At 59.5% G+C, this 21,346-nt stretch carries 20 protein-coding genes; 6 read left to right on the top strand and 14 right to left on the bottom strand.

Annotated features, from left to right (window positions below):
• Positions 1–64: 64 nt before the first annotated feature.
• From LJX92_RS14290 to LJX92_RS14280, 3 genes are all read right to left on the bottom strand, one after another.
• Entirely contained in the window at positions 65–748 is a 684-nt protein-coding gene (locus tag LJX92_RS14290) for a GntR family transcriptional regulator (protein WP_228308446.1), read from the bottom strand.
• 17 nt (positions 749–765) lie between these two features.
• Positions 766–1,467, bottom strand: coding sequence for a FadR/GntR family transcriptional regulator (locus LJX92_RS14285; RefSeq protein WP_005787865.1), 702 nt, complete (start codon positions 1,465–1,467; stop codon positions 766–768).
• Between the two features lie 158 nt (positions 1,468–1,625).
• Positions 1,626–2,951 carry a C4-dicarboxylate transporter DctA gene (locus LJX92_RS14280; protein ID WP_177327440.1) on the bottom strand — a complete coding sequence of 442 codons (1,326 nt, stop codon included), beginning with the start codon at positions 2,949–2,951 and terminating at the stop codon, positions 1,626–1,628.
• Between the two features lie 215 nt (positions 2,952–3,166).
• On the opposite strand from LJX92_RS14280, the gene LJX92_RS14275 reads away from it, so the two are divergent.
• Positions 3,167–3,796, top strand: a complete 630-nt coding sequence (locus LJX92_RS14275) for a DNA-3-methyladenine glycosylase I (RefSeq protein ID WP_228308445.1) — start codon at positions 3,167–3,169, stop codon at positions 3,794–3,796.
• A gap of 66 nt (positions 3,797–3,862) precedes the next feature.
• On the opposite strand, the gene LJX92_RS14270 is transcribed toward LJX92_RS14275, so the two are convergent.
• From LJX92_RS14270 to LJX92_RS14240, 7 genes are all read right to left on the bottom strand, one after another.
• The gene (locus LJX92_RS14270; RefSeq protein ID WP_078821220.1) at positions 3,863–4,264 is read right to left on the bottom strand and encodes a cupin domain-containing protein; all 402 of its coding nucleotides are present in this window, start codon (positions 4,262–4,264) and stop codon (positions 3,863–3,865) included.
• A gap of 84 nt (positions 4,265–4,348) precedes the next feature.
• Positions 4,349–5,782: a PLP-dependent aminotransferase family protein gene (locus tag LJX92_RS14265; protein ID WP_228308444.1), complete on the bottom strand. Its 1,434-nt coding sequence runs from the start codon at positions 5,780–5,782 to the stop codon at positions 4,349–4,351.
• Positions 5,783–5,852: 70 nt separating this feature from the next.
• The gene (locus LJX92_RS14260) at positions 5,853–6,620 is read right to left on the bottom strand and encodes an SDR family oxidoreductase (protein ID WP_032880837.1); all 768 of its coding nucleotides are present in this window, start codon (positions 6,618–6,620) and stop codon (positions 5,853–5,855) included.
• A 21-nt stretch (positions 6,621–6,641) separates the two neighbouring features.
• A complete protein-coding gene (locus tag LJX92_RS14255) occupies positions 6,642–7,709 on the bottom strand; it encodes a phosphotransferase family protein (protein WP_032880838.1) in 1,068 nt (355 codons plus the stop codon).
• A gap of 129 nt (positions 7,710–7,838) precedes the next feature.
• The gene (locus LJX92_RS14250) at positions 7,839–8,792 is read right to left on the bottom strand and encodes a 2-hydroxyacid dehydrogenase (RefSeq protein ID WP_032880839.1); all 954 of its coding nucleotides are present in this window, start codon (positions 8,790–8,792) and stop codon (positions 7,839–7,841) included.
• 145 nt (positions 8,793–8,937) lie between these two features.
• Positions 8,938–9,372 (bottom strand): hypothetical protein, encoded by a 435-nt coding sequence (locus LJX92_RS14245; protein WP_032880840.1) that lies wholly within the window; start codon positions 9,370–9,372, stop codon positions 8,938–8,940.
• A 53-nt stretch (positions 9,373–9,425) separates the two neighbouring features.
• Complete coding sequence (locus LJX92_RS14240) at positions 9,426–9,926, bottom strand: DUF4822 domain-containing protein (RefSeq protein ID WP_032880841.1); 501 nt, start codon at positions 9,924–9,926, stop codon at positions 9,426–9,428.
• A gap of 553 nt (positions 9,927–10,479) precedes the next feature.
• Here LJX92_RS14240 and LJX92_RS14235 point away from each other — a divergent pair.
• On the top strand, positions 10,480–11,757 hold the full coding sequence (locus LJX92_RS14235; protein ID WP_005787881.1) for a serine/threonine transporter: 1,278 nt from the start codon (positions 10,480–10,482) through the stop codon (positions 11,755–11,757).
• 218 nt (positions 11,758–11,975) lie between these two features.
• Here LJX92_RS14235 and acnB read toward each other — a convergent pair whose 3' ends face one another.
• On the bottom strand, positions 11,976–14,585 hold the full coding sequence (acnB, locus tag LJX92_RS14230) for a bifunctional aconitate hydratase 2/2-methylisocitrate dehydratase (protein ID WP_005787883.1): 2,610 nt from the start codon (positions 14,583–14,585) through the stop codon (positions 11,976–11,978).
• 396 nt (positions 14,586–14,981) lie between these two features.
• Here acnB and LJX92_RS14225 point away from each other — a divergent pair, with 396 nt between their 5' ends.
• Positions 14,982–15,452, top strand: a complete 471-nt coding sequence (locus LJX92_RS14225; protein WP_228308443.1) for a DUF1289 domain-containing protein — start codon at positions 14,982–14,984, stop codon at positions 15,450–15,452.
• A gap of 123 nt (positions 15,453–15,575) precedes the next feature.
• Here the strand turns inward: LJX92_RS14225 and LJX92_RS14220 are convergent, their stop codons facing one another.
• On the bottom strand, positions 15,576–16,439 hold the full coding sequence (locus LJX92_RS14220) for a universal stress protein (RefSeq protein WP_228308442.1): 864 nt from the start codon (positions 16,437–16,439) through the stop codon (positions 15,576–15,578).
• A gap of 147 nt (positions 16,440–16,586) precedes the next feature.
• Between LJX92_RS14220 and LJX92_RS14215 the strand changes: the two genes are divergently transcribed.
• Entirely contained in the window at positions 16,587–17,189 is a 603-nt protein-coding gene (locus LJX92_RS14215; protein ID WP_228308441.1) for a tRNA-(ms[2]io[6]A)-hydroxylase, read from the top strand.
• Here LJX92_RS14215 and LJX92_RS14210 read toward each other — a convergent pair.
• A complete protein-coding gene (locus LJX92_RS14210; protein WP_228308440.1) occupies positions 17,145–18,344 on the bottom strand; it encodes an MFS transporter in 1,200 nt (399 codons plus the stop codon). The genes LJX92_RS14215 and LJX92_RS14210 overlap by 45 nt on opposite strands.
• Positions 18,345–18,501: 157 nt before the next feature.
• On the opposite strand from LJX92_RS14210, the gene LJX92_RS14205 reads away from it, so the two are divergent.
• A complete protein-coding gene (locus tag LJX92_RS14205; RefSeq protein WP_032880845.1) occupies positions 18,502–19,209 on the top strand; it encodes a response regulator in 708 nt (235 codons plus the stop codon).
• The gene (locus LJX92_RS14200) at positions 19,210–20,487 is read left to right on the top strand and encodes an ATP-binding protein (protein WP_032880846.1); all 1,278 of its coding nucleotides are present in this window, start codon (positions 19,210–19,212) and stop codon (positions 20,485–20,487) included.
• 56 nt (positions 20,488–20,543) lie between these two features.
• On the opposite strand, the gene LJX92_RS14195 is transcribed toward LJX92_RS14200, so the two are convergent.
• Positions 20,544–21,335, bottom strand: coding sequence for a MipA/OmpV family protein (locus LJX92_RS14195; protein ID WP_078821230.1), 792 nt, complete (start codon positions 21,333–21,335; stop codon positions 20,544–20,546).
• Between the last annotated feature and the right edge of the window lie 11 nt (positions 21,336–21,346).

Below are 21,346 nucleotides of genomic sequence, written 5' to 3'. Positions count from 1 at the left end.
TCGAGTCACTGGTACACCGCTATCGCAGGCAAGCCAGCTCCCACAGTTTGAACTTCATTCGGAATCAGTGGTGTTTGAGTAGCCGGGTTTCCAGGTGATCCAGGTGCTGGGTCATCAGGACGACAGCCGTGTGGGCGTCGCGCTGTTCCACGGCATCCACAATCGCCATATGCTCCTGCCACGCACAATACGTGCAGGCCTTCGTTTCAAATTGCGCAATGATCAACGACGTCAACGGCACCAGGCTGTTGAGAAACTGTGCCAACGGCGCATTGCCTGCCATGTGCGCCAGTTGCAGATGAAACTCCCCAGAAAACCGGATCGCCGGCCCACGCTGGTCACGCTCAATGGCGTCGCGCTCCTGCGCAATCAGCTCGCGCAGTTGGCGGATTTGCATCGCTGTGGCCTGGGCGCAGGCCAGTTGCACCACGGTCATTTCGGTCAGGCGCCGTGCTTCAAGAATCTGCCGTGTGTGCTGGGCATCCGGCGCGGCGACCTGGGCGCGCTGGTTGGGGCGCAGGATGACCACTTGCTGATGGGACAGCTTGGCGAGCACCCGGCGAATCACGCTGCGGCTCACGCCAAAGAGTTCGCCCAGGCCTTCTTCGGTGAAGCGGCTGGCGGGCGCAATGCGTTGCTCAAGGATCGCGTCGAACAAGCGCGGGTAGATGTCGTCAACCGAAGGCTTCTTGCCCGACACCAGGCGCAGGCAGGGCAGAGGGTCACGTTGCAGGGCGTGGACGTTCATGGCCGGTCTCCAATTATTCAGCTGCCCAGATGGTCATCCGGGATATTCAAGCGAATGCCCATGCGCAAGCCTTCCTGCAGGATGTGCCGACGCATTTCGGCACTGGCCAGGGCGCTGTTCTTGTTGCGGATGGCGCGTACCACGGCTTCGTTCTCTTGCAGGCGTTCGGCCAGGTGTTCAGGGGAGTTGCGCAATACCTGGGCGCTTTGTTTGAGCGCGGTGCTGGTTTGCTGCACCACGTTCTGGAAGATCGGGTTGGAGGTCAGGGCAAACAGTTCTTCGTGAAAGTCGATGTAGGCGTTCATGCCCGCCTCGGCGTCGCCGGCATCCAGGGCTTCGCGCATGTCCATCAGCGTCAGGCGCAGTTGGCCGATTTCCTTGCTGCTGATGGATTGGGCGACCAGGCCGACGATGAAGGGTTCGAGGGTATAGCGCAGTTGCAGGATGTCTTCCAGGCTGGCGTCGGCCACCGCGTCGTTCGACTGCGGCTCGCTGACGCTGGTTTCCAGTACCACCACACCTTTGCCCGGCATGGAACGCACCAGGCCCAAGGTCTCCAGCACGATCACCGCTTCACGCAGGCTCGGGCGGCTGATACCCAGTTGCTCGGCCAGCTCACGCTGGCCTGGCAGCATTTCACCGCGGCGCCACTGGCCTCGCGCCAAGGCGGCGCGCAGTTTTTCTACCACTGAATTGACGACGGTTGAGGTGCTGATCACGTCGAAGGCTCCTTGATGTTGCTCATACAGTATTCAGTCTGGCAAAGGGCCAATGTGGGAGCTGGCTTGCCTGCGATGACTGAGTGTCAGGCACTACATTTGACGCTGACTCACCGCTATCGCAGGCAAGCCAGCTCCCACATTGGATGGGTGTTGTCCTAGAACTCCTGATGCGCCGGCAGCACCGGCTTCTTGGCCTGAAAGGCATAGCCCTGCTGGCCGTCGAGCACCTTGTTGGCACGCTGGATATCGATATCTTTTTCCCAGCGAGCAATCGCCACTGTAGCCACGCAGTTGCCGATCAGGTTGGTCAGCGCACGACCGATCCCCATGAACCAGTCCACCGCCAGCACCAACACCAGGCCCACCACCGGAATTGCCGGGATCGCCGTGAGTGTCGCCGCTAGAATCACCAATGCCGAGCCCGGAATGCCGTGGGCGCCTTTGGAGGTGATCAACGATACCAGGAGGATGGTCAGCAAGTCGGTCATCGACAGCGGTGTACCGGTGGCGTTGGCGATAAACACGATGGCCAGGGTCAGGTAGATCGAGAAACCGTCGAGGTTGAACGAGTACCCGGTGGGAATTACCAAACCCACGGTGGAACTGCCAATGCCCAAATGTTCCAGCTTGCGCATGATCTGCGGCAGCACAGCGTCGGACGAAGCGGTGCCCATCACGATCAGCAGCTCTTCGCGCAGGTACTTGAGCAGCGGCAGCATCCGCAGGCCGGACAAGCGCATTACCAGCCCGAGGATCAGCGCGACAAAGGCAAAGCACGTCAGGTAGAACAGCCCAACCAGGCTGCCCAGGTGTTGCAGCGAGTCCAGGCCGTAGGTGCTGGTGGTGAACGCGATGGCACCGAATACGCCAATCGGCGCCAGGCGCACGATCATGCCCATGATGCGGAAGATCACATGGCTAAGCTCATTGATCAGCCGCGAGATACCGCTGGCCGCTTCGCCCACCAGGTTCAGCGCACTGCCGAACAGCACCGAGAACAGCAGCACCTGTAACACGTTGTTATCGGCAAACGCACCGATCACCGAGTTGGGAATCAGGTCCATCAGGAACTGGCTGGTGCCCTTGATGTGTTGGCCCTTGTCGGCCAGCTCATTCAAGCCGGCGGAAGAGAGTTGCTCAAGATGAATATTGGCGCCGCTGCCGATGCCGGTGCTGAAGGCCATGATCAGGCCAAGCACCAGGGCGACGGTGGTCAGCACTTCAAAGTAGATCACCGACTTGAGCCCGATACGCCCGACCTTCTTCAAATCGCCGGCGCCGGAAATACCGCTGACCACGACACAGAACACGATCAGGCCGATCAGCATTTTGATCAGCTTGATAAAGCCGTCGCCCAGGGGTTTGAGTTGTGAGGAAAATTCGGGAAGGGCCAGGCCGCAGGCGATGCCGAGCATCAGGCCAATCACGACTTGCAGGAAAATCGAACGCGAGCACCATCTGAGCATGGGAGGGATCTCTATTCGGTGCCCTGGTGGTTCCAGGGCTTAATTGTTGTGGTCTTACCGGTAAGTCCAGTGCGCGGCCAGTCTACGCTTGGTTTTTTTCAAACAACAAGTAAATATTCAGCGGTTGGCAGGTCCCGGTCTGACCAGTTGGTCGGTAAGTACGGTGCTTGAGCGGTTGACGGGGATTAATTTTTTTTGCGTATCATCGCCTTGGGCATACGAGGTGATGGATGGACCAATCAGGGCTTACAACCGACGAAGCAGGGCGCATGTATTGCGCCTGGCGCACTGCAGCGCCTGCGTACCTGCATTACCACGACCACGAGTGGGGTGTGCCGGTGGCGGATGACATCGCGTTGTACGAGAAGATCTGCCTGGAGGGGTTTCAGGCGGGGATGGCGTGGATCACCATTCTGCGCAAGCGCGATAACTTTCGGCAGGCGTTCGAGGGTTTTGATTTTCGCCGGGTGGCGCAGTACGGCGAAGCGGACATTGAGCGGTTGATGAGCGAGCCAAGCATCGTGCGCAATCGGGCAAAGATCATCTCGGCCATCAACAACGCACGCCGGGCCTGTGAACTTGTGGAGGAGACCGGCTCGCTGGCGCGCTGGCTGTGGGCGTTCGAGCCCGCCGCAGAAGAGCGGCCGGCAGTGGTGGACATGGCTTACTGGACGGCCAATCCGACCTCAGCGGCTTCGATGCGCTTGTCCAAGGCCCTGAAGAAACGCGGCTGGACCTTCGTCGGCCCGACCACGATGTATGCGTTGATGCAGGCGATGGGGATGGTCAATGATCATCTGGAGGGTTGCGAGTGCCGGCTGCGCATTGAACACCAGCGCGACCTATTCAAACGTCCCTGACCAGACACGGTTAAAACTGTGGGAGCAGGCAAGCCAGCTCCCACATGGGTTTTGTGGTGTTGCTGATTATTTGGGAAGCGGGGTGAGTACCTCAGCCTTGTCATCCAGCACCATCACCACCAGCAGCCTGGCCGGTTGGGTCTGGCTGGCATTGCTTGACTCAAAATGCCGCGAGCCGGCCGGTTCGTAGAACGATTGCCCGGCTTTGTAGGTGATCGCCTTTTCATCATTGACCCGCGAGGTGATCGCGCCTTGCAGCACATAAGCCACCGCAGTGCCGGTGTGGCTATGGGGCACGGTGGCCTGGCCGGGGGCGTAGTCAACGGTGAGCATGATGGTTTTCTTGCCGGGCACGTTGGTCAAGGGGTGCTCCTGCAGCACCTTGAGCGTTTCCTGGTTGTATACCGGGTCGTGGGCAAATGCGCTGAGGGAGGTGAGCATCAGTGTGGTGGCGAGCAATCGTTTCATGATCAGGATTCCGCGTAGTTCGAGACCTCTTCACCCTACGCCGTAGCCTGTACGCCACCAATGACCAATACACCGGAAAACCCCTTAGCCAATCTGCCGGAGAATATCGCGCACCTTGTCCAGCGCCGGGTCGATGTCCAGGGTCTCGATGGCGCCGAAGCCGAAAATCAGCCCCGAGCGTAATGGCACGTCGTGGAAGAATACGTCCAGGGGGTACAACCCCACCTCGACCTGACGCGCCTGTTCTATCAGCAATGGGATATTCAACGCTACCTTGCACAATGCCGCCAGGTGAAAGCCCGCCACCGTCGGAACCGCCTCGAACCACGGTGACAGATCGCCCGCCAGACGCTGCAGTATTCGTTCGCGACGCCCCGCATAGATGCTGTGGCAACGGCGAATATGCTTGAGCAGGTAGCCTTCGCTGATGAACTTGGCCAATGCCCACTGCGGCAGGGTAGAGCTGTGCTGGTCGGTCAACTGCTTGGCCTTGAGCACCGCGCCATAGATCGCTGGCGGCAGCACCGCGTAGCCCAGGCGCAACTCGGGCAACAGGGTTTTGGAAAAGGTCCCGACGTAGGTGACCACGCCTCGGGTGTCCAGGCTTTGCAGGGAGTCGGTGGCGCGCCCTTCGTAGCGAAATTCGCTGTCGTAGTCGTCTTCGATGATGATCGCACCCAGCTCGATTGCGCGGTCCAGCAGTGCCTGGCGGCGCCTCTGACTCATCGGCATGCCGAGGGGGAACTGGTGGGACGGGGTTACGTAGATCAGACGGGTGCCATCGGGGATCTGATCGACCTGGAGGCCCTGTTCGTCGACGGCCACGCTGGCGACGCTGGCGCCCATCGCTACGAACATTTGGCGCGCGGGGCTATAGCCTGGGTCTTCCATCGCGACCATGCTGCCGGGTTCCAGCACCACGCGGGCAATCAGGTCCAGCGCCTGCTGCGCGCCATTGGTGACCACGATATCGCTGGCGCGGCATTTGACCCCTCGGGAAAACGCGATATGCCCGGCGATGGCCTCGCGCAATGCCGGTAACCCTTCCGGTTGGCTGTAGAAACCACTGTTCTGGGCGATACGGCGCAGCGCATCCTGGGTGCAGCGTCGCCATTCGTCCTGAGGGAACTGGTTGCGTGCAGTCGCGCCGCCGATAAATTCGTAGCGCAGGATGCCCTCACGGGAAGGGTGGCCCATGGGCGAGGGCAGTGCTGCCCACTTGCCCAGGTTGGCGGCGCAGGCCAGGTCGGTGGCGGTTTGCACGCGATCGGGTTGGGGCGCCCACGCATTGACGAAAGTGCCGCGGCCGATCTTGCCGATCAGCAGGCCTTCGTACGTGAGGGTGGTGTAGGTATCCGACACCGTCTTGCGCGATACGCCCAGTTGTTCGGCGAGCAGTCGGCTCGGTGGCAGTTGCGTACCCGCCGACAGTCGCCCGGTGGCGATAGCTTCGCGCAGTTGCTGATAAAGCTGGGCAGCCAGGTCCTTGCGGCCATTGATGACGAGGTGCAGTTCCATGTTTCATCCTGGAGACAGATCGATCCGCGCCAAGGTTACGCGCAAATCGATCTGAAGAAACCAGGCAGTGTCAGGACAGGAAGCCGCCGTCTACATTCAACGACACACCGGTGGTGTAGCTCGACGCATCGCTGGCCAGATACAACACCGCGCCGGCCATTTCGCTGGGGTCGGCGACGCGCTTGAGGGGGATCTGTGCCAGGGCCACTTTCAGGATCGAATCGTTCTTGACCAGCGCCGAGGCGAATTTGGTATCAGTCAGGCCCGGCAGCAGTGCGTTGCAACGGATGCCGAATGCCGCGCATTCCTTGGCGAACACCTTGGTCATGTTGATCACGGCAGCCTTGGTGACCGAGTAGATGCCCTGGAACACGCCCGGCGAAATGCCGTTGATCGACGCCACGTTGATGATGCTGCCGCCGCCGTTCTCGCGCATCAGCTTGCCGGCTTCCACCGACATGAAGAAGTAACCGCGGATATTCACGTCGACCGTCTTCTGGAATGCGCCAAGGTCGGTATCCAGCACGTTGCAGAACTGCGGGTTGGTCGCGGCGTTGTTGACCAGAATATCCAGGCGGCCGAACTGTTCGCGGATGCCGGCGAACACCTGGGTAATCTGCTCCATTTCACCGATATGGCAGGCAATCGCCGTGGCCTTGCCGCCGTCGGCAATGATCGCGTCGGCGACGTGCTGGCAACCTTCCAGCTTGCGGCTGGAGACGATCACGTGGGCGCCTTGCTGGGCCAGCAGCTTGGCAATGGCCTCGCCGATACCACGGCTGGCGCCGGAAACGAAGGCGATCTTGCCGTCAAGGTCAAACAGGTTGGTCTTGGACATAAGGGTTCCTTGTGGTTGCGATCAGAGCGCTGATTTGCCAATGACATTCAGGCTCATTTGCTCCAGCAGCTTGTTCATGTGGATGAACTGCGCAAAGCGTTTGTCCTGGGTCTGGCCGTGGAAAAAGCGGTAGTAGATCTGCTGCACGATGCCGGCCAGCCGGAACAGGCCGTAGGTGTAATAGAAATCGAAATTGTCGATCGCAAGCCCCGAGCGCTCGGCGTAGTAGTCGACAAACTGACGGCGGGTGAGCATCCCCGGGGCGTTGCTCGGCTGGCGCCGCATCAGTTGCACCGGCGCCGGATCTGCGGCTTCGATCCAGTAGGCGAGGGTGTTGCCCAGGTCCATCAGCGGGTCGCCCAGGGTGGTCAGTTCCCAATCCAGCACGCCGATGATCTGCATCGGGTTGTGGGGGTCGAGGATCACGTTATCGAAGCGGTAGTCGTTATGCACGATGCTGGACGTGGGCGAATCGGCTGGCATTTTGTCGTTGAGCCAGGCGCGTACCGCTTCCCATTTTGGCGCATCAGGGGTCAGGGCTTTTTCGTAGCGCTCGCCCCAGCCACGAATCTGCCGCGCCACGTAGCCTTCAGGCTTGCCCAGGTCGGCCAGGCCGCAGGCGCTGTAGTCGACTTGATGCAGTTCGACGAACTTGTCGATAAAGCTTTTGCACAGCGCTTGAGTCTTGGCCGCGTCCAGGCCCAGTTCGGGCGGCAGGTCAGAGCGCAGGATGATGCCGTTGACCCGTTCCATCACATAGAACTCGGCACCGATCACTGATTCATCGGTGCAGTGCACGTATGCCTTGGGGCAATACGGAAAACCATCTTTGAGCTGGTTGAGAATGCGGTATTCGCGGCCCATGTCGTGGGCGGACTTGGCCTTGTGGCCAAACGGCGGGCGACGCAGCACGAATTCCTGGCCTGGATATTCCAGCAGGTAGGTCAGGTTCGATGCGCCGCCGGGGAACTGACTGATCGCAGGCGTGCCGTTCAAGCCCGGAATGTGGGCCTTGAGGTAGGGATCGATCAGGCTGGCATCAAGTTCTTCGCCGGGGCGAATCTGGGTCGATTGGTCGTTCAGCGCCATGCTTATCCCTTCTGCTTATTCTAAAGGCCTTGGACTATTTCCTAATCTAATGCGCACCGCCGCCCAGCGACAAGGTCGGGGCGGCTTAATAGGTTAGCGTGTTGAAGGGTGATCAGCGTGCCTGATCGGTCATTTTGCGGGCGCTGGCAGTGCAACCGGCGTGAGCACCGGACGGCCGGCGAAGTATTCCACCAGGTTGTCGGCCACCCGCTGCACGGTGTCATGGGCCGCCTCCGGTGACAGGCCGGCCACATGGGAGGTCAGGACGGTATTGCTCAGGCGCTTGAGGGCGTCGGGCACCTTGGGTTCGTCGTCGAATACATCCAGCGCGGCGCCGCCGATACGCCGTTGCTCCAGGGCAGCCACGAGGTCAGCGGTCACCACCACGCTGCCGCGGCCAATGTTCACCAGATAGCCATTGGGGCCCAACGCATCCAGCGCATGTTTATCGATCAGATGGCGAGTGCTGGCCCCACCTGGCGTGGCCAGGATCAGGAAGTCCGAGGTGCGCGCCAGTTCGACGGCCGTTGAACAGTAGGTGTAATCCACGTCATCGCGGGGTTGGCGGTTGTGATAGCTCACCTCCATGCCGAAGCCGAGGGCGGCGCGCCTGGCGATTTCCATCCCCACGGCACCGAGCCCGAGAATTCCCAGTTGCTTGCCGGCCAGGGAAGGGCGCATGACCTTCGGCCATTCGCTGCGCCGCACGGCGGCATCGGTCTGGGGAATCCCGCGCACCAGCGAGAGCAGCAGCGCCATGGCGTGATCGGCCACCGAGGGGGCGTTCACGCCGGCACCGTTGGTGACCACGATCCCACGGTTGCTTGCCGCTTGCAGATCCACGTGTTCGTAGCCGGCACCGATCACGCAGATGATCTCCAGCAATGGAAGCGCGGCGATTTCCTCGGCATACAGCCCCAGCGGCCCGCGGGTCAGCACGGCCTTGATCTGCCCTGCGTGGGCCTTGATCGCCTGGGCCCGTTCTGCGGGCGTCGGCGCCAGGATCACGTGAAAGTCATTGCTTTCGATGATTTGCAGGTATTCGTTGATGGTTTCAACCAGGACTAGAACGGTGGTGGGCATGGGGCAGCTCTCCGGTGAGTTCGATGCTCGGATTATGCTGCATTTGTGTTGTGTGAAATGCTGAGGGCGCAGAGAAAGCGCCACTGATTTTGCGAAAAGTGCCAGCGTCTCGGCGAGTGGGAGACGCTGTTTGCACGCGTGCGAATTATTTAGCGGGTACGGGCTTGCGCACCTTGCTCTGTTCGGCCGCTACGATGTCCATGTAATCGTAGGTAGGAAAGAACTCCGTCCTGAAGGGGCCCCATGCAGAGCGTTCGATGGCGAGATTGACTTCCCGCAGGCGCGAGGCGGGGAAGCGTAGAACGATGACGTGACCGATCCCCATGGCGATGTTCCAACTGACAATCTCTACCCCTTCAGGAGGGAATACTTTAAAGAGTTCCTGTTCGGTGAGTTTTGTTCTTATTTCGTTCAAGTTGCGAGATTGGTCATGTTTGAGGAAGACGGTCAACATGACCGCATTGTCAGCGCTGATGGCGACAGGTTTTCCTGACGTGGAAGCCTGCGCATGAAGGCCGCCTGAAACAAGGGTAGAGAGCAATAAAACAGACGCCAGTAAAGGCTTTAATAGTGTTTTCATTGAGTGAGGCCTTTTATGAGTATTGTCGCTACTCGTGGGATGAGTGTTGAGGGTTAGTGGGTGGGGGTGGTTTTGACTGATCCGGTATAGGGCGCATGAACCACATGTATTCGAACAAGAGGGTTGGCGTCGATCATGTCGCGCGGCACTTCACGAGAATAAGTGAATTCCTGATTGTTCAACGTCTCAAGTTTTCTGACGATGGTTTTCGTTGCACCTTTATCCGGTATCAGGATATGGTTTTTCTTGTCACCCGTTACCATGAAGTAACCGCCGCCGCCGTTGTCATATTTTGATAGCCCGGTATCGGTGTAGAAAAATTCGTAGCGATTACGTTCAGGGTCCCACACTGATATTCCAACGACACCTGGGTACTTGTCCTTTACGTCGATCTCCGGGGCGCCTTCTATATAAACTTTTGTCGTCAGCCAGCGGGGGGATGTACCCAGGGCACTTGCGTCTGAGTTTTCTACTGCCGGTTGTGCTTGGCTGGCCAATGGGCTGAGTATTCCGGTGGCAAGTATCAGGGAGAAAATAAGGTTGTGTTTGTTCATCTAGTCGCTCCTGATGAGTGAGGTTTTTAATTCTGCTGTGGTGGGTTTAGATGCTTTTGTTTTTTTGAACTGGACTGGAATATAAACGTGATAGAAGGGGCTCTCAATGCCTGGGAAAACCCTTGCAACAAATGCCGCAATCATTAGAGTTTCAATCGAGAGGCGTTGATTAACTGTATGTAAGAACTTTCTTATATGTGAAGGTGTTTAACTTTAATTGATATTGGGTCTCTGTCAGCGGCTCCCCACTGGCGAACTTTGAGTGACTGGGTTTATTTAAACAAAGCTTCGTCGGCCTTGCGTGATCGACCCTCCCAATGCCCCGCTGGCAGGGGCGTTCGTGAGGTGGGTAAAGGCGGTGGACATCTGGCGTTGAATCAACTGAGCCGCCCCATGGGCTGCCTTCCAGCCTTTGCACTGCATTACCGTTCCTCATCTAAGTCTTTGCTTATTCAAGAGAATCCCGGACAATCCGGCCCTTGTTACGGCCAGGGCGCTGCCTGTCAGGTTTTTCTGACTCGTGCTGGCCATGTGAATGCGGAGATCCGACCGGATGAATGATCAGGCCAATAGCGTCGACGAACGCTATGCAACGACACCTGCAACCCTCACAAGCTGGAGCCGCCAGGACACCACCTGGATGCTCGGGCTATTCGGTACCGCCATTGGCGCCGGTACTTTGTTTCTGCCAATCAACGCGGGCCTGGGGGGCTTCTGGCCGCTGGTGATCCTGGCGTTACTGGCGTTCCCGATGACGTTCTTTGCCCACCGTGGGCTGACCCGTTTCGTGCTGTCTGGCCGTGAAGGCTCAGACATCACCGACGTGGTCGAAGAGCATTTCGGTATCAAGGCGGGTGCGTTGATCACCTTGCTGTATTTCTTCGCGATCTTCCCGATCCTGCTGATCTACAGCGTGGCACTGACCAATACCGTGAGCAGCTTCATGGAACACCAACTGCACATCATGCCGCCGCCTCGTGCGATCCTGGCGTTTGTGCTGATCCTCGGCCTGCTGGCCGTGGTGCGCTGCGGTGAGCAAGTGATCGTCAAGGCCATGAGCCTGATGGTGTATCCGTTTATCGTCGCCTTGCTGTTCCTGGCCGTGTACCTGGTGCCGCACTGGAATGGCGGCATTCTCAGCACTGCCAGCGAGGTGCCGGCACCGTCGGCGCTGCTCAATACGCTGTGGCTGGCGATTCCGGTGATGGTGTTCTCGTTCAACCATTCGCCGATCATCTCGGCCTTTGCGGTTGACCAGAAGCGTCAGTACGGCGCACACGCCGAGGAGCGCAGTTCGCAGATCCTGTCCCGCGCTCACTTGCTGATGGTGGCGATGGTGCTGTTCTTCGTGTTCAGTTGCGTGCTGACCCTGTCGCCCGCGCAACTGGCCGAGGCGAAAGCGCAGAACCTGTCGATCCTGTCGTACCTGGCCAACCACTTCGACAACCCGACCATCGCCTTTGCCGCCCCGTTGATTGCGTTCGTGGCGATTGCCAAGTCGTTCCTGGGCCACTACATCGGTGCCAGCGAGGGTCTCAAGGGGCTGGTGGTCAAGACCGGTCGCCGCCCGGCACCGAAGACCCTGGACCGCATGACCGCCGCCTTCATGCTGGTGGTGTGCTGGATCGTCGCCACGCTTAACCCAAGCATCCTCGGTATGATCGAGACCCTGGGTGGGCCGGTGATTGCGTCGATCCTGTTCCTGATGCCGATGTATGCGATCCGCAAGGTGCCGGCCATGGCCAAGTACCGTGGGCAGGCATCGAATGTGTTTGTCACCGCCGTCGGCCTGGTGGCGATTACGGCATTGGTGTATTCGCTGGTTGCCTGAGCCCTGATGCGGTCTATCTGACTGCACAGCTCTAAAAGTGTGGGAGCTGGCTTGCCTGCGATAGCTATGTGTCAGTCATTACATTCATGACTGATACACCGCTATCGCAGGCAAGCCAGCTCCCACATTGGTTTTGTGTTGGCAGTAAAGGTTAGTTCCAGGCATAAAAAAACGCCGCGTATCTTGCGATACGCGGCGTCTTTCACATCAACACACCCTTAAGCTTGAATCACCGGGATGTTGGCGCTTGCTGCGATCTTGCGGAACTCGGCGATCTGGTCGAAGTTCAGGTAGCGGTAGACGTCACTGGCCATGGTGTCCAGTTTCGCTGCGTAGCCCATGTACTCTTCGACAGTCGGCAGGCGACCCAGGGTAGAGGCCACTGCCGCCAGTTCGGCCGATGCCAGGTAGACGTTTGCACCGTCACCCAGGCGGTTCGGGAAGTTACGGGTCGACGTCGACACGACGGTGGAGTTCGGTTCTACACGTGCCTGGTTACCCATGCACAGCGAGCAGCCCGGCATTTCCATGCGTGCGCCAGCCTTGCCGTAGATGCCGTAGTAGCCTTCTTCGGTCAACTGGTGAGCGTCCATCTTGGTCGGCGGCGACAGCCACAGACGAGTCGGCAGCTGGCCCTTGACCTGCTCCAGCAGCTTACCGGCAGCGCGGAAGTGACCGATGTTGGTCATGCACGAACCGATGAACACTTCGTCGATCTTCTCACCGGCAACGCTGGACAACAGACGGGCATCGTCCGGGTCGTTAGGGGCGCAGAGGATCGGCTCGTTGATTTCCGACAGGTCGATCTCGATGATTTCGGCGTATTCGGCGTCGGCATCGGCTTCCATCAGTTCCGGGTTGGCAACCCAGGCTTCCATCGCTTGGGCGCGACGTTCCAGGGTGCGGGCATCGCCGTAGCCTTCACCGATCATCCAGCGCAGCAGGGTGATGTTGGAGTTCAGGTACTCGGTAACGGACTCTTTGGACAGCTTGATGGTGCAACCGGCAGCCGAACGTTCAGCCGAGGCGTCGGACAGCTCGAAAGCCTGTTCCAGCGTCAGATCGTTCAGGCCTTCGATTTCCAGGATGCGGCCGGAGAAGGCGTTTTTCTTGCCTTTCTTCTCTACGGTCAGCAGGCCAGCCTGGATCGCGTAGTAAGGAATGGCATGAACCAGGTCACGCAGGGTGATGCCAGGCTTCATCTTGCCTTTGAAGCGCACCAGGATCGATTCCGGCATGTCCAGTGGCATTACGCCAGTGGCTGCGGCGAACGCGACCAGACCGGAACCGGCCGGGAACGAGATGCCCATCGGGAAACGGGTGTGGGAGTCGCCACCGGTACCGACGGTGTCCGGCAGCAGCATACGGTTGAGCCAGCTGTGGATGATGCCGTCGCCCGGACGCAGCGATACACCGCCACGGGTCATGATGAAGTCAGGCAGGGTGTGGTGGGTGGTCACGTCGATCGGCTTCGGGTACGCCGCGGTGTGGCAGAACGACTGCATCACCAGGTCGGTCGAGAAGCCCAGGCACGCCAGGTCTTTCAGTTCGTCACGGGTCATTGGACCGGTGGTGTCCTGGGAGCCCACGGTGGTCATCTTCGGCTCGCAGTAGGTACCAGGACGAACGCCTTTGCCTTCTGGCAGGCCGCACGCCTTGCCGACCATCTTCTGTGCCAGGGTGAAGCCCTTGCCGGTGTCGACAGGCGCTTCAGGCAGCTTGAACAGGTCGGTAGGGCCCAGGCCCAGTTCGGCGCGGGCCTTGTCGGTCAGGCCGCGACCGATGATCAGCGGGATACGGCCGCCGGCGCGAACTTCGTCCAACAGTACCGGAGTCTTCATTTCGAAGGTGGTCAGGACTTCGTCGGTGCCGTGTTTGCAGACTTTGCCAGCATGAGGGTACAGGTCGATCACGTCGCCCATGTTCATGTTGGTGACGTCGAATTCGATTGGCAATGCGCCAGCATCTTCCATGGTGTTGTAGAAGATCGGAGCGATCTTGCTGCCGAAGCAGAAACCGCCGGCACGCTTGTTCGGCACGTAAGGCACGTCGTCACCGAAGAACCACAGTACCGAGTTGGTGGCCGACTTACGCGACGAACCGGTACCGACCACGTCACCGACGTAGGCGATCGGGAAGCCTTGGCCGCGCATTTCTTCGATCTGCTTCATCGGGCCGGTCTTGCCTTGCTCGTCCGGCACGATGCCTTCACGAGCCATTTTCAGCATGGCCAGGGCGTGCAGCGGGATGTCAGGGCGGGACCAGGCGTCCGGCGCAGGCGACAGGTCGTCGGTGTTGGTTTCGCCGGTGACCTTGAACACGCGCAGGCTGATCTTGTCGGCCAGGGTAGGGCGGTTGCGGAACCACTCGCCGTCAGCCCAGGACTGGATCACGCCTTTGGCGTGTTCGTTGCCGTTGCGGGCTTTTTCGGCGACGTCGTGGAACGCATCGAACATCAGCAGGGTGTGCTTGAGTTGGGCGGCCGCGACGGGCGCCAGGGTGGCGTCGTCCAGCAGCTCGACCAACGTCACGATGTTGTAGCCGCCTTGCATGGTGCCGAGCAGTTCAACAGCGCGTTTCTTGTCGATCAGGGGGGAAGTGGCTTCGCCCTTGGCCAGGGCAGACAGGAAACCGGCCTTGACGTAGGCAGCTTCGTCAACGCCTGGTGGAATGCGGTTGGTGATCAGGTCAACGAGGAATTCTTCTTCGCCAGCCGGAGGATTTTTCAGCAGCTCGACCAGGCCTGCGGTTTGTTCGGCGTTAAGCGGCTGGGGAACGATACCCAGTGCTGCACGCTCTTCGATATGTTTGCGGTAGGCTTCAAGCACAGTTATTACCCTCATCAGTGGTCCCACGGGACGCTCATCCAGAAATGAACGGCACGCATGCGCTCAGGGGCTTTTTGGGCCGCAAAGCCAGCGCTGCCGGCATTCCTTTACAGAAGCTGCTTTCAAAGTTTTACGCCTGCAGAACGGAGCTGATGAGGGTTGGCGTGGGCTCTGACCTACCGGGTCGAAACCACGCCAACACCGTTCTGAAGGAACGACTGTGCTCGTGACGCTTTGAAAACAGCTTCCAGCGGATTATTGGCGCCTTACAAGGCCGGGTGATTCTACGGCAAAAAAAATCTAAAGGTAAGTTGCCTGGCCAAGTTTGCTGGGTGATCAACCTTAGACAAAGGGCTAACATGGCGCACTGTTTCGCTGATTTGCGTGTTGTCGCCCATGTCCAACCAAACCATCAAGACCCCCTGCGTCGGCCTCTGCTCCACGGTCTACGGCGACCTCGTGTGCCGCGGCTGCAAGCGCTTCCACCACGAGGTGATCCAGTGGAACGGCTATAAAGAAGAAGAAAAGCGCGCAGTCTGGCTCAGGCTTGAGCAACTGCTGGTGCAGGTGATGGCCGGCAAAGTGGAGGTGTTTGACCCCAAGACCCTGCGCGGGCAGTTGGAGCAACGCAAGATCCGCTTCGTGCCGCACCAGTCCGAGTATTGCTGGGCCTACCAGTTGATCGCACGCGGGGCGCGGGTGATCAATAACCTTGAGGCGTACGGCATGGTGCTGTTGCCGGAGTTTCGCGATTGGCCCTTGCCGGACCTGCGCGATGCGATTGATCGGGAGTTCTTTATCTTGTCCGAGGCGCATTACCAGCGCTATATCGCCCCGGGGTTCCTGAGAGATGCGCTGTCTACCTGACAGCATGCATCCAAATGTGGGAGGGGGCTTGCTCCCGATAGCAGTGTGTCAGTCAGCCCATCCTTCACTGACCCACTGCTATCGGGAGCAAGCCCCCTCCCACATTTTGCCCTCTATTGTTCTTCAGGGCTTGGTTGCCAGTTCTTGCAGATGATCCATCAACGTCTGCGGCTTGAGCACCAGTACATCGCTTTCCACCGCATCGAGCACCACCTCCGCCGTATTACCGATCAACGCCCCCGAAATCCCGGTGCGGGCCACGGTGCCGATGATGGTCACCGCCGCGTGCAGCTGATGGGCCATATGCGGGATCAGCACATCGGCCGGGCCTTCCTTGATATGCAGGTGCCTGTCGTCCACGTCGAACTCGTCCTGGAATGCCTTGCATTGTTCGCGATAGCGCGCCTCGATGGTTTCCTTGAGCTGGAAGGTCGGGTCGGCTGCCGACAGCATCGGCGACGGGTGGGCGCTGATCACATGCAGCTGCGCCTTGGCCAGGCTGGCTATATCAAACCCGTGGTCGATGATCGAATTGTGCAACGAGCGGTGTTCGCCGTCGGTGTTGCCCACATCGATGGCCGCCAGAATCACCCCGTCGGCCCATGGCGTGGCGGTCTTGACCAGCAGCACCGGCGTCGGGCAATAGCGCAGCAGCTTCCAGTCCGCCGGCGTCAACAGGGCTTTTTTCAGCGGGCTGTCGGGAAAATGCTGTTTGATCACCAGGCCGCAGCCTTCGGCTTGCTGCACCTCGATAATGGTGTCATGCAGGCTGTCGTTCCACGCCTGTTCGGTGGAGACGCTGTAGCCGTCGTTCCTTAAACCTTCCTTGAGCACGCTCAACAGCGCCGAATGCTCGTGTTTCTTGTCGCAGACCAGCAAGTGCAGATGTGCGTCGGTCACCCCGGCAATCAGCTTGCCACGCTTGAGGGCCAGGCTTTCCGAATGCTCGGGCTCGATGACCACCAGGATGCTGCGGATGGCTTGCATGATCGGGATCTCCAGGAAGGGGCATGCAACAACTATAGTTGCTGCCCGCCAGACGTCATGTTGATGCACATCAAGGCCGGTGGCTGGTGGTCTGCGGCGGGGTCGGTATAATCGGCGCCCTTTTGTGATCCTTTGCCCGTGAGCCCGATGAACCTGCCCGAAATCCACGAATTCCTCGGCTGCCGCACCCCCGACGCCTGGGTCCAGGCCGCTCTGGCCGATCAGGAAACCCTGCTGATCGACCACAAGAACTGCGAATTCAAAGCCGCCAGCACCGCCCTGAGCCTGATGGCCAAGTACCACGGCCATGTTGACCTGATCAATATGATGTCGCGCCTGGCCCGCGAAGAACTGGTGCACCACGAGCAAGTCATGCGCCTGATGAAAAAGCGCAAGGTTGAACTGCGCCAACTGCACGCGGGCCGTTATGCCTCGGGTTTGCGCAAGGTGGTGCGCAGCCACGAGCCGGTCAAGCTGGTGGACACCCTGGTGGTCGGCGCCTTTATCGAAGCACGCAGCTGCGAGCGTTTCGAAGCATTGGTGCCGCATTTGGACGAAGAGCTCGGCAAGTTCTACTTCGGTTTGCTCAAAAGCGAGGCGCGGCACTTCCAGGGTTACTTGAAGCTGGCCTACCAGTACGGCGACGCCAAGGACATCGCCCAGGTGATCGAGCGGGTGAGGGCGGCCGAGAAGGAGCTGATCGAATCACCCGACATCGAGTTCCGCTTTCACAGTGGCGTGCCAGCCTGAGGCCACCGCCACGCCGATCAAGGCGGTGATCCCGGCGAGCAGCAGGATCACCGTATGCGTGCCCAACGGCGCTGCCAGCCCGGCGATCATCAAGCCCGCCAACGGCTGCGGCAGGTTGTTGAGCAAGGTGATCACGCCTACCGTCTTGCCGAAATCCTGCACCGGAATCACTTTTTGACGGGTGCTGCGCAGGTACACGTTGAACATCTTGTCGAAGCCCGTCACCAGCAGGAAGCCCACGGCATACGCCCACACACCGGGGCTGACGGCGGTGATCAGCGCGCCGACTGCAATCATCGAATACGACAGCCCACCCATTACTTTCAACGGCAGTGATGAGCGTGCCAGGTAAAACAGAATCCCGATGGTGACCAGCGCGCCGGCGGCTTGCAGCAGGGCGTAGGCATCCTTGTCGGCGGCGTATTGGCCGGTAACCATGGCGGCCGAGGTGGCCAGTGTGACCCCGATAATCAGGTTCACGCCGACTGCCAGAATGATGATGCGCTTGAGTTCCACCAGGTTGCGGATGTGGCCAAACGCGGTGCGCAGCGGTTGCAGCCAGATACCCGGGTGCTGCCCATGGCTTTGCAGGCTCACCGTGGTGTTGCGCTGCCAGATCAGCATTGCCAGGTCAGCGAGAACAAACAGTGCGGCGATGGCCAGCACCACCCAGGGCCAGGCCCAAACCTGCAGCATCAACGCTGCCAGCAACGGCCCGAGCACCAGGCCACTCTGGTCGGCAATCTGCGAATAGGACAAGGTCTTGGCGTAGGTGTAATGCTGGAAGACATGCGGCATCACCACCTCCCGCGCCATGATGCCCTGAGTGGTCAATACCCCGCACAACGCGGACAGCATCACCAGCCAATGGATCCCGTCGAACAGCCCATACAGCGCCACCGCCACCACGCAGGCCAGCGCGCGATACACCTGGCTGATATGCAGAATGCGTACGGGTGAAAACCTGTCGCACAAGGCTCCGCACACCGGAAATGCCAGATAGCGCGGCAGCGATTCGACAAAAAACGCCAGGCCCGCCCACGACACGCTTTGAGTGGTCTGGAACACGATCAGCGGCACGATGAACAGCAGGATCTGGTCGGCCAGCCGCGAGAGGAACAGCGAAACGAAGAACGCCAGATAATCCTTGCGCATACAACTCCTTGAGAATGGCGTTAAAGATTGCAGGCTATTTGTTAAAAACTCTTAAAAGCATGAAGCTTCATCAGCTCGTACTGGCCAGCTGCTTCTGTGCGCCTGCTTGCCACCTATAATGCGCGCACTTCAATCTGCGTTTCTACACTGAGAACTTATGGAAAACCTGGGTCTGGGCAAGGTCCTGCTCGTTGAGGACGATGAAAAGCTGGCAGGGCTGATCGCGCAGTTCCTGTCGCAGCATGGTTTTGAGGTGCGTGTCGTGCACCGGGGCGATGAAGCCCTGGCAGCGTTCCTGGACTTCAAACCCAGGATTGTCGTGCTCGATTTGATGCTGCCAGGCCAGAGCGGGCTGCATGTTTGCCGCGAAATTCGCAATGTGTCAGACACGCCCATCGTGATCCTGACGGCCAAGGAAGACGATCTGGACCATATCCTGGGCCTTGAGTCTGGGGCTGACGATTACGTGATCAAGCCGATCAAGCCGCCGGTGCTGCTTGCACGTTTGCGTGCGTTGCAGCGCCGCCAGGTGCCCGAGCCCGCGGCGCGGGGTGCCCTGGAGTTCGGCCGCTTGTCGATTGATCGCAGCTGCCGGGTCGTCAGCCTGGGCGGTCAGACCATCGATCTGACGACCATGGAGTTCGAGTTGCTGTGGTTACTGGCCAGCAGCTCGGGCAAGATCCTCTCGCGCGATGACATCCTCAACCGTATGCGTGGTATTGCCTTTGATGGCCTCAATCGCAGCGTTGACGTCTACATCAGCAAATTGCGCGGCAAGCTCAACGACAACCCACGCGAGCCGGTGTGCATCAAAACCATCTGGGGCAAGGGTTACCTGTTCAATCCGTTCGCGTGGGAGGTTTAGATGCTGCGCTTGTATCTGCGCCTCTATGTGATCCTCGCGCTCGGCCTGGCCGGGTCGGTCTGGCTGGTCAACTATGGCCTGGACGCGTACATGCCCGAGTCCAACGAGACCTATAACCGTGAAGCCTTGCGCGGCCCGGCGTGGGCCCTGGTGGAACAATTGCGACCGGTACAGGGAGAGGCGCGCCAGGCACGCCTGGCTGAGCTGCAACCGCATTATGGCTTGCGCCTGAAACTGGTGCAGCGCGACGCCCAGCACCTGAGCGAGCGCGAACAGAAACTCCTGGCGAGTGACCAAGTGGTGGTACGCGAGGATTTTATGAAGTTCCTGTCAGCGATTGACGGCGGCCCGCAATTACTTGAGATCCAGCTGCCGGAAGAACCCAAATGGCTGTATTTGTGGGCTTATGGCTTTCTGGGCGCAGGCCTGGCCATCGTCCTGTATTTCTGGGTACGCCCGCACTGGCGTGACCTGGAGCATATCCGCCTGGCGGCGCAACGTTTTGGTGACAATGACCTCGGCTCACGCATCCTGTTGCCAAGGCGCTCCACCGTTCGCGAACTGGCAGGGCACTTCAACCAGATGGCCGAGCGCATCGAGAGCCTGATCGCCAACCAGCGCGAACTCACCAACGCCGTATCTCACGAATTGCGCACGCCGATTGCGCGCTTGTCGTTTGAACTTGATCAACTGCGCCAGCAGATCGATCCACGCCAGAGCAGCGAGTTGATTGCCGATATGTACGCCGACCTCGGCGAGCTGGAAGAAATGGTTTCCGAACTGTTGACCTACGCCAGCCTGGAGCGCGGTGCCACCCAGGTCACCCGCGAGAACATCGAAGCCCACAGCTGGCTCGACAGCGTGATCGGCAGTGTGGCCCTGGAGGCCGAAGCACAGGGGGTGCAGTTATCGCTGCGTACCTGTGAGGTCGACTTTATCCGCATCGAGCCACGCTTTATGGCGCGCGCGGTGATCAACCTGCTGCGTAACGCCATCCGTTATGCCGATCGCCGCGTGGAAGTGTCGCTGGTCAAGTTCGGCAACGGCTATGAAGTACGGGTCAATGACGATGGCCCAGGCGTGCCGCTGGAGGGCCGCATCAAGATCTTCGAACCGTTCCTGCGCCTCGATGCCAGCCGCGACCGCCGTACTGGAGGGTTTGGCTTGGGCCTGGCATTGGTCAAACGCGTCAGCCAGTGGCATGGCGGGCACGTGGAAGTGCTGGATTCGGAGTGGGGCGGGGCGTCGTTTCGGATGACCTGGGCGTATGGCGAGTAACACCTTTTGAATACTGCACTGCCCCTCCCACATTTTGATTGGGTTACCAACTTGAATCAGAAGGTGTATTCCACCATCCCCATCACCGACGTCTGCAAGCGGCGCTCCACAATCGGGCTCTTGCCCGCTTTATCCGCCAGGTACTGCACATCCAGCAGCGTCGAGAACTGTGTGTGCTCGCTGATTGGCAAGCTCCACGTAAGGTTCATGCCATTGCTGATATTGCCGCCGCTGGCCTTGTATGCCTTGAAGCGGCTGCGCGCGGCTTGGCCGGTGGTCACGCCGTACCAGGTCTGCAGGTAGTCGCGGTCACCAAAGTGGCTGTTGATGGCGGTATCGACGGAACCGTAACGGCCTTCATAGAGATTGGTCCCCAGGCTCAACTCCAGATGGGTAAAAGCCTTGCCGGTGTCCTTGTGTTTATCTTCTTCAAGCGCATGTTCCAGGGTGGCGCCAATGATCACACCGCCGAGGTTGTAGGCGGCACTCACCCCCAATTGCGGGCGTGACTTGATCTCGCCCATGCCTTTGAGGCGTTTGGAGCCGGCATGCATGCTTTCGTTTTTATCCTTGCGCGAATCGCTTGCGCCAACGTATGCGCTGAAGCTCAAGGCATTGCCTTCATAACCCCAGCCCAGGCCCGTATCAGTGTCGAGGAAGACGCCCCAAGGGCTGATGATTTTGCCGCCCAGCACAGGCGCCGTCATGCGTTCGTCGCTGCCACTGTAGCGGGGGGCGTTGGCTATGCCGGCCTTGAGGCTGTATTGCCAGTCTTCGGCAAGCGCCGTGTCGGCGGCGGCAAGCAGGCACAGTGAGGTCACTGACAGGCACAGGTTTTTTGCGTGCATCAGGTGTTTCT

It is taken from the genome of Pseudomonas sp. HN8-3 (assembly GCF_020790195.1).
GTDB classification, from domain to species: Bacteria; Pseudomonadota; Gammaproteobacteria; order Pseudomonadales; family Pseudomonadaceae; genus Aquipseudomonas; species Aquipseudomonas synxantha_A.
This window is presented reverse-complemented; position numbering and strand designations above follow the sequence as displayed.

Excerpts from the sequence above, each read along its gene's own strand:
- LJX92_RS14210 (WP_228308440.1), bottom strand. The coding sequence starts at position 18,344 with ATGCGCAAGGATTATCTGGCGTTCTTCGTTTCGCTGTTCCTCTCGCGG.
- LJX92_RS14290 (WP_228308446.1), bottom strand. The coding sequence starts at position 748 with ATGAACGTCCACGCCCTGCAACGTGACCCTCTGCCCTGCCTGCGCCTG.
- LJX92_RS14265 (WP_228308444.1), bottom strand. The coding sequence starts at position 5,782 with ATGGAACTGCACCTCGTCATCAATGGCCGCAAGGACCTGGCTGCCCAG.
- LJX92_RS14235 (WP_005787881.1), top strand. The coding sequence starts at position 10,480 with ATGAATGATCAGGCCAATAGCGTCGACGAACGCTATGCAACGACACCT.
- LJX92_RS14255 (WP_032880838.1), bottom strand. The coding sequence starts at position 7,709 with ATGGCGCTGAACGACCAATCGACCCAGATTCGCCCCGGCGAAGAACTT.
- LJX92_RS14245 (WP_032880840.1), bottom strand. The coding sequence starts at position 9,372 with ATGAAAACACTATTAAAGCCTTTACTGGCGTCTGTTTTATTGCTCTCT.
- LJX92_RS14260 (WP_032880837.1), bottom strand. The coding sequence starts at position 6,620 with ATGTCCAAGACCAACCTGTTTGACCTTGACGGCAAGATCGCCTTCGTT.
- LJX92_RS14270 (WP_078821220.1), bottom strand. The coding sequence starts at position 4,264 with ATGAAACGATTGCTCGCCACCACACTGATGCTCACCTCCCTCAGCGCA.
- LJX92_RS14220 (WP_228308442.1), bottom strand. The coding sequence starts at position 16,439 with ATGCAAGCCATCCGCAGCATCCTGGTGGTCATCGAGCCCGAGCATTCG.
- LJX92_RS14205 (WP_032880845.1), top strand. The coding sequence starts at position 18,502 with ATGGAAAACCTGGGTCTGGGCAAGGTCCTGCTCGTTGAGGACGATGAA.
- LJX92_RS14215 (WP_228308441.1), top strand. The coding sequence starts at position 16,587 with ATGAACCTGCCCGAAATCCACGAATTCCTCGGCTGCCGCACCCCCGAC.
- LJX92_RS14195 (WP_078821230.1), bottom strand. The coding sequence starts at position 21,335 with ATGCACGCAAAAAACCTGTGCCTGTCAGTGACCTCACTGTGCCTGCTT.
- LJX92_RS14225 (WP_228308443.1), top strand. The coding sequence starts at position 14,982 with ATGTCCAACCAAACCATCAAGACCCCCTGCGTCGGCCTCTGCTCCACG.
- LJX92_RS14250 (WP_032880839.1), bottom strand. The coding sequence starts at position 8,792 with ATGCCCACCACCGTTCTAGTCCTGGTTGAAACCATCAACGAATACCTG.
- LJX92_RS14200 (WP_032880846.1), top strand. The coding sequence starts at position 19,210 with ATGCTGCGCTTGTATCTGCGCCTCTATGTGATCCTCGCGCTCGGCCTG.
- LJX92_RS14275 (WP_228308445.1), top strand. The coding sequence starts at position 3,167 with ATGGACCAATCAGGGCTTACAACCGACGAAGCAGGGCGCATGTATTGC.
- LJX92_RS14240 (WP_032880841.1), bottom strand. The coding sequence starts at position 9,926 with ATGAACAAACACAACCTTATTTTCTCCCTGATACTTGCCACCGGAATA.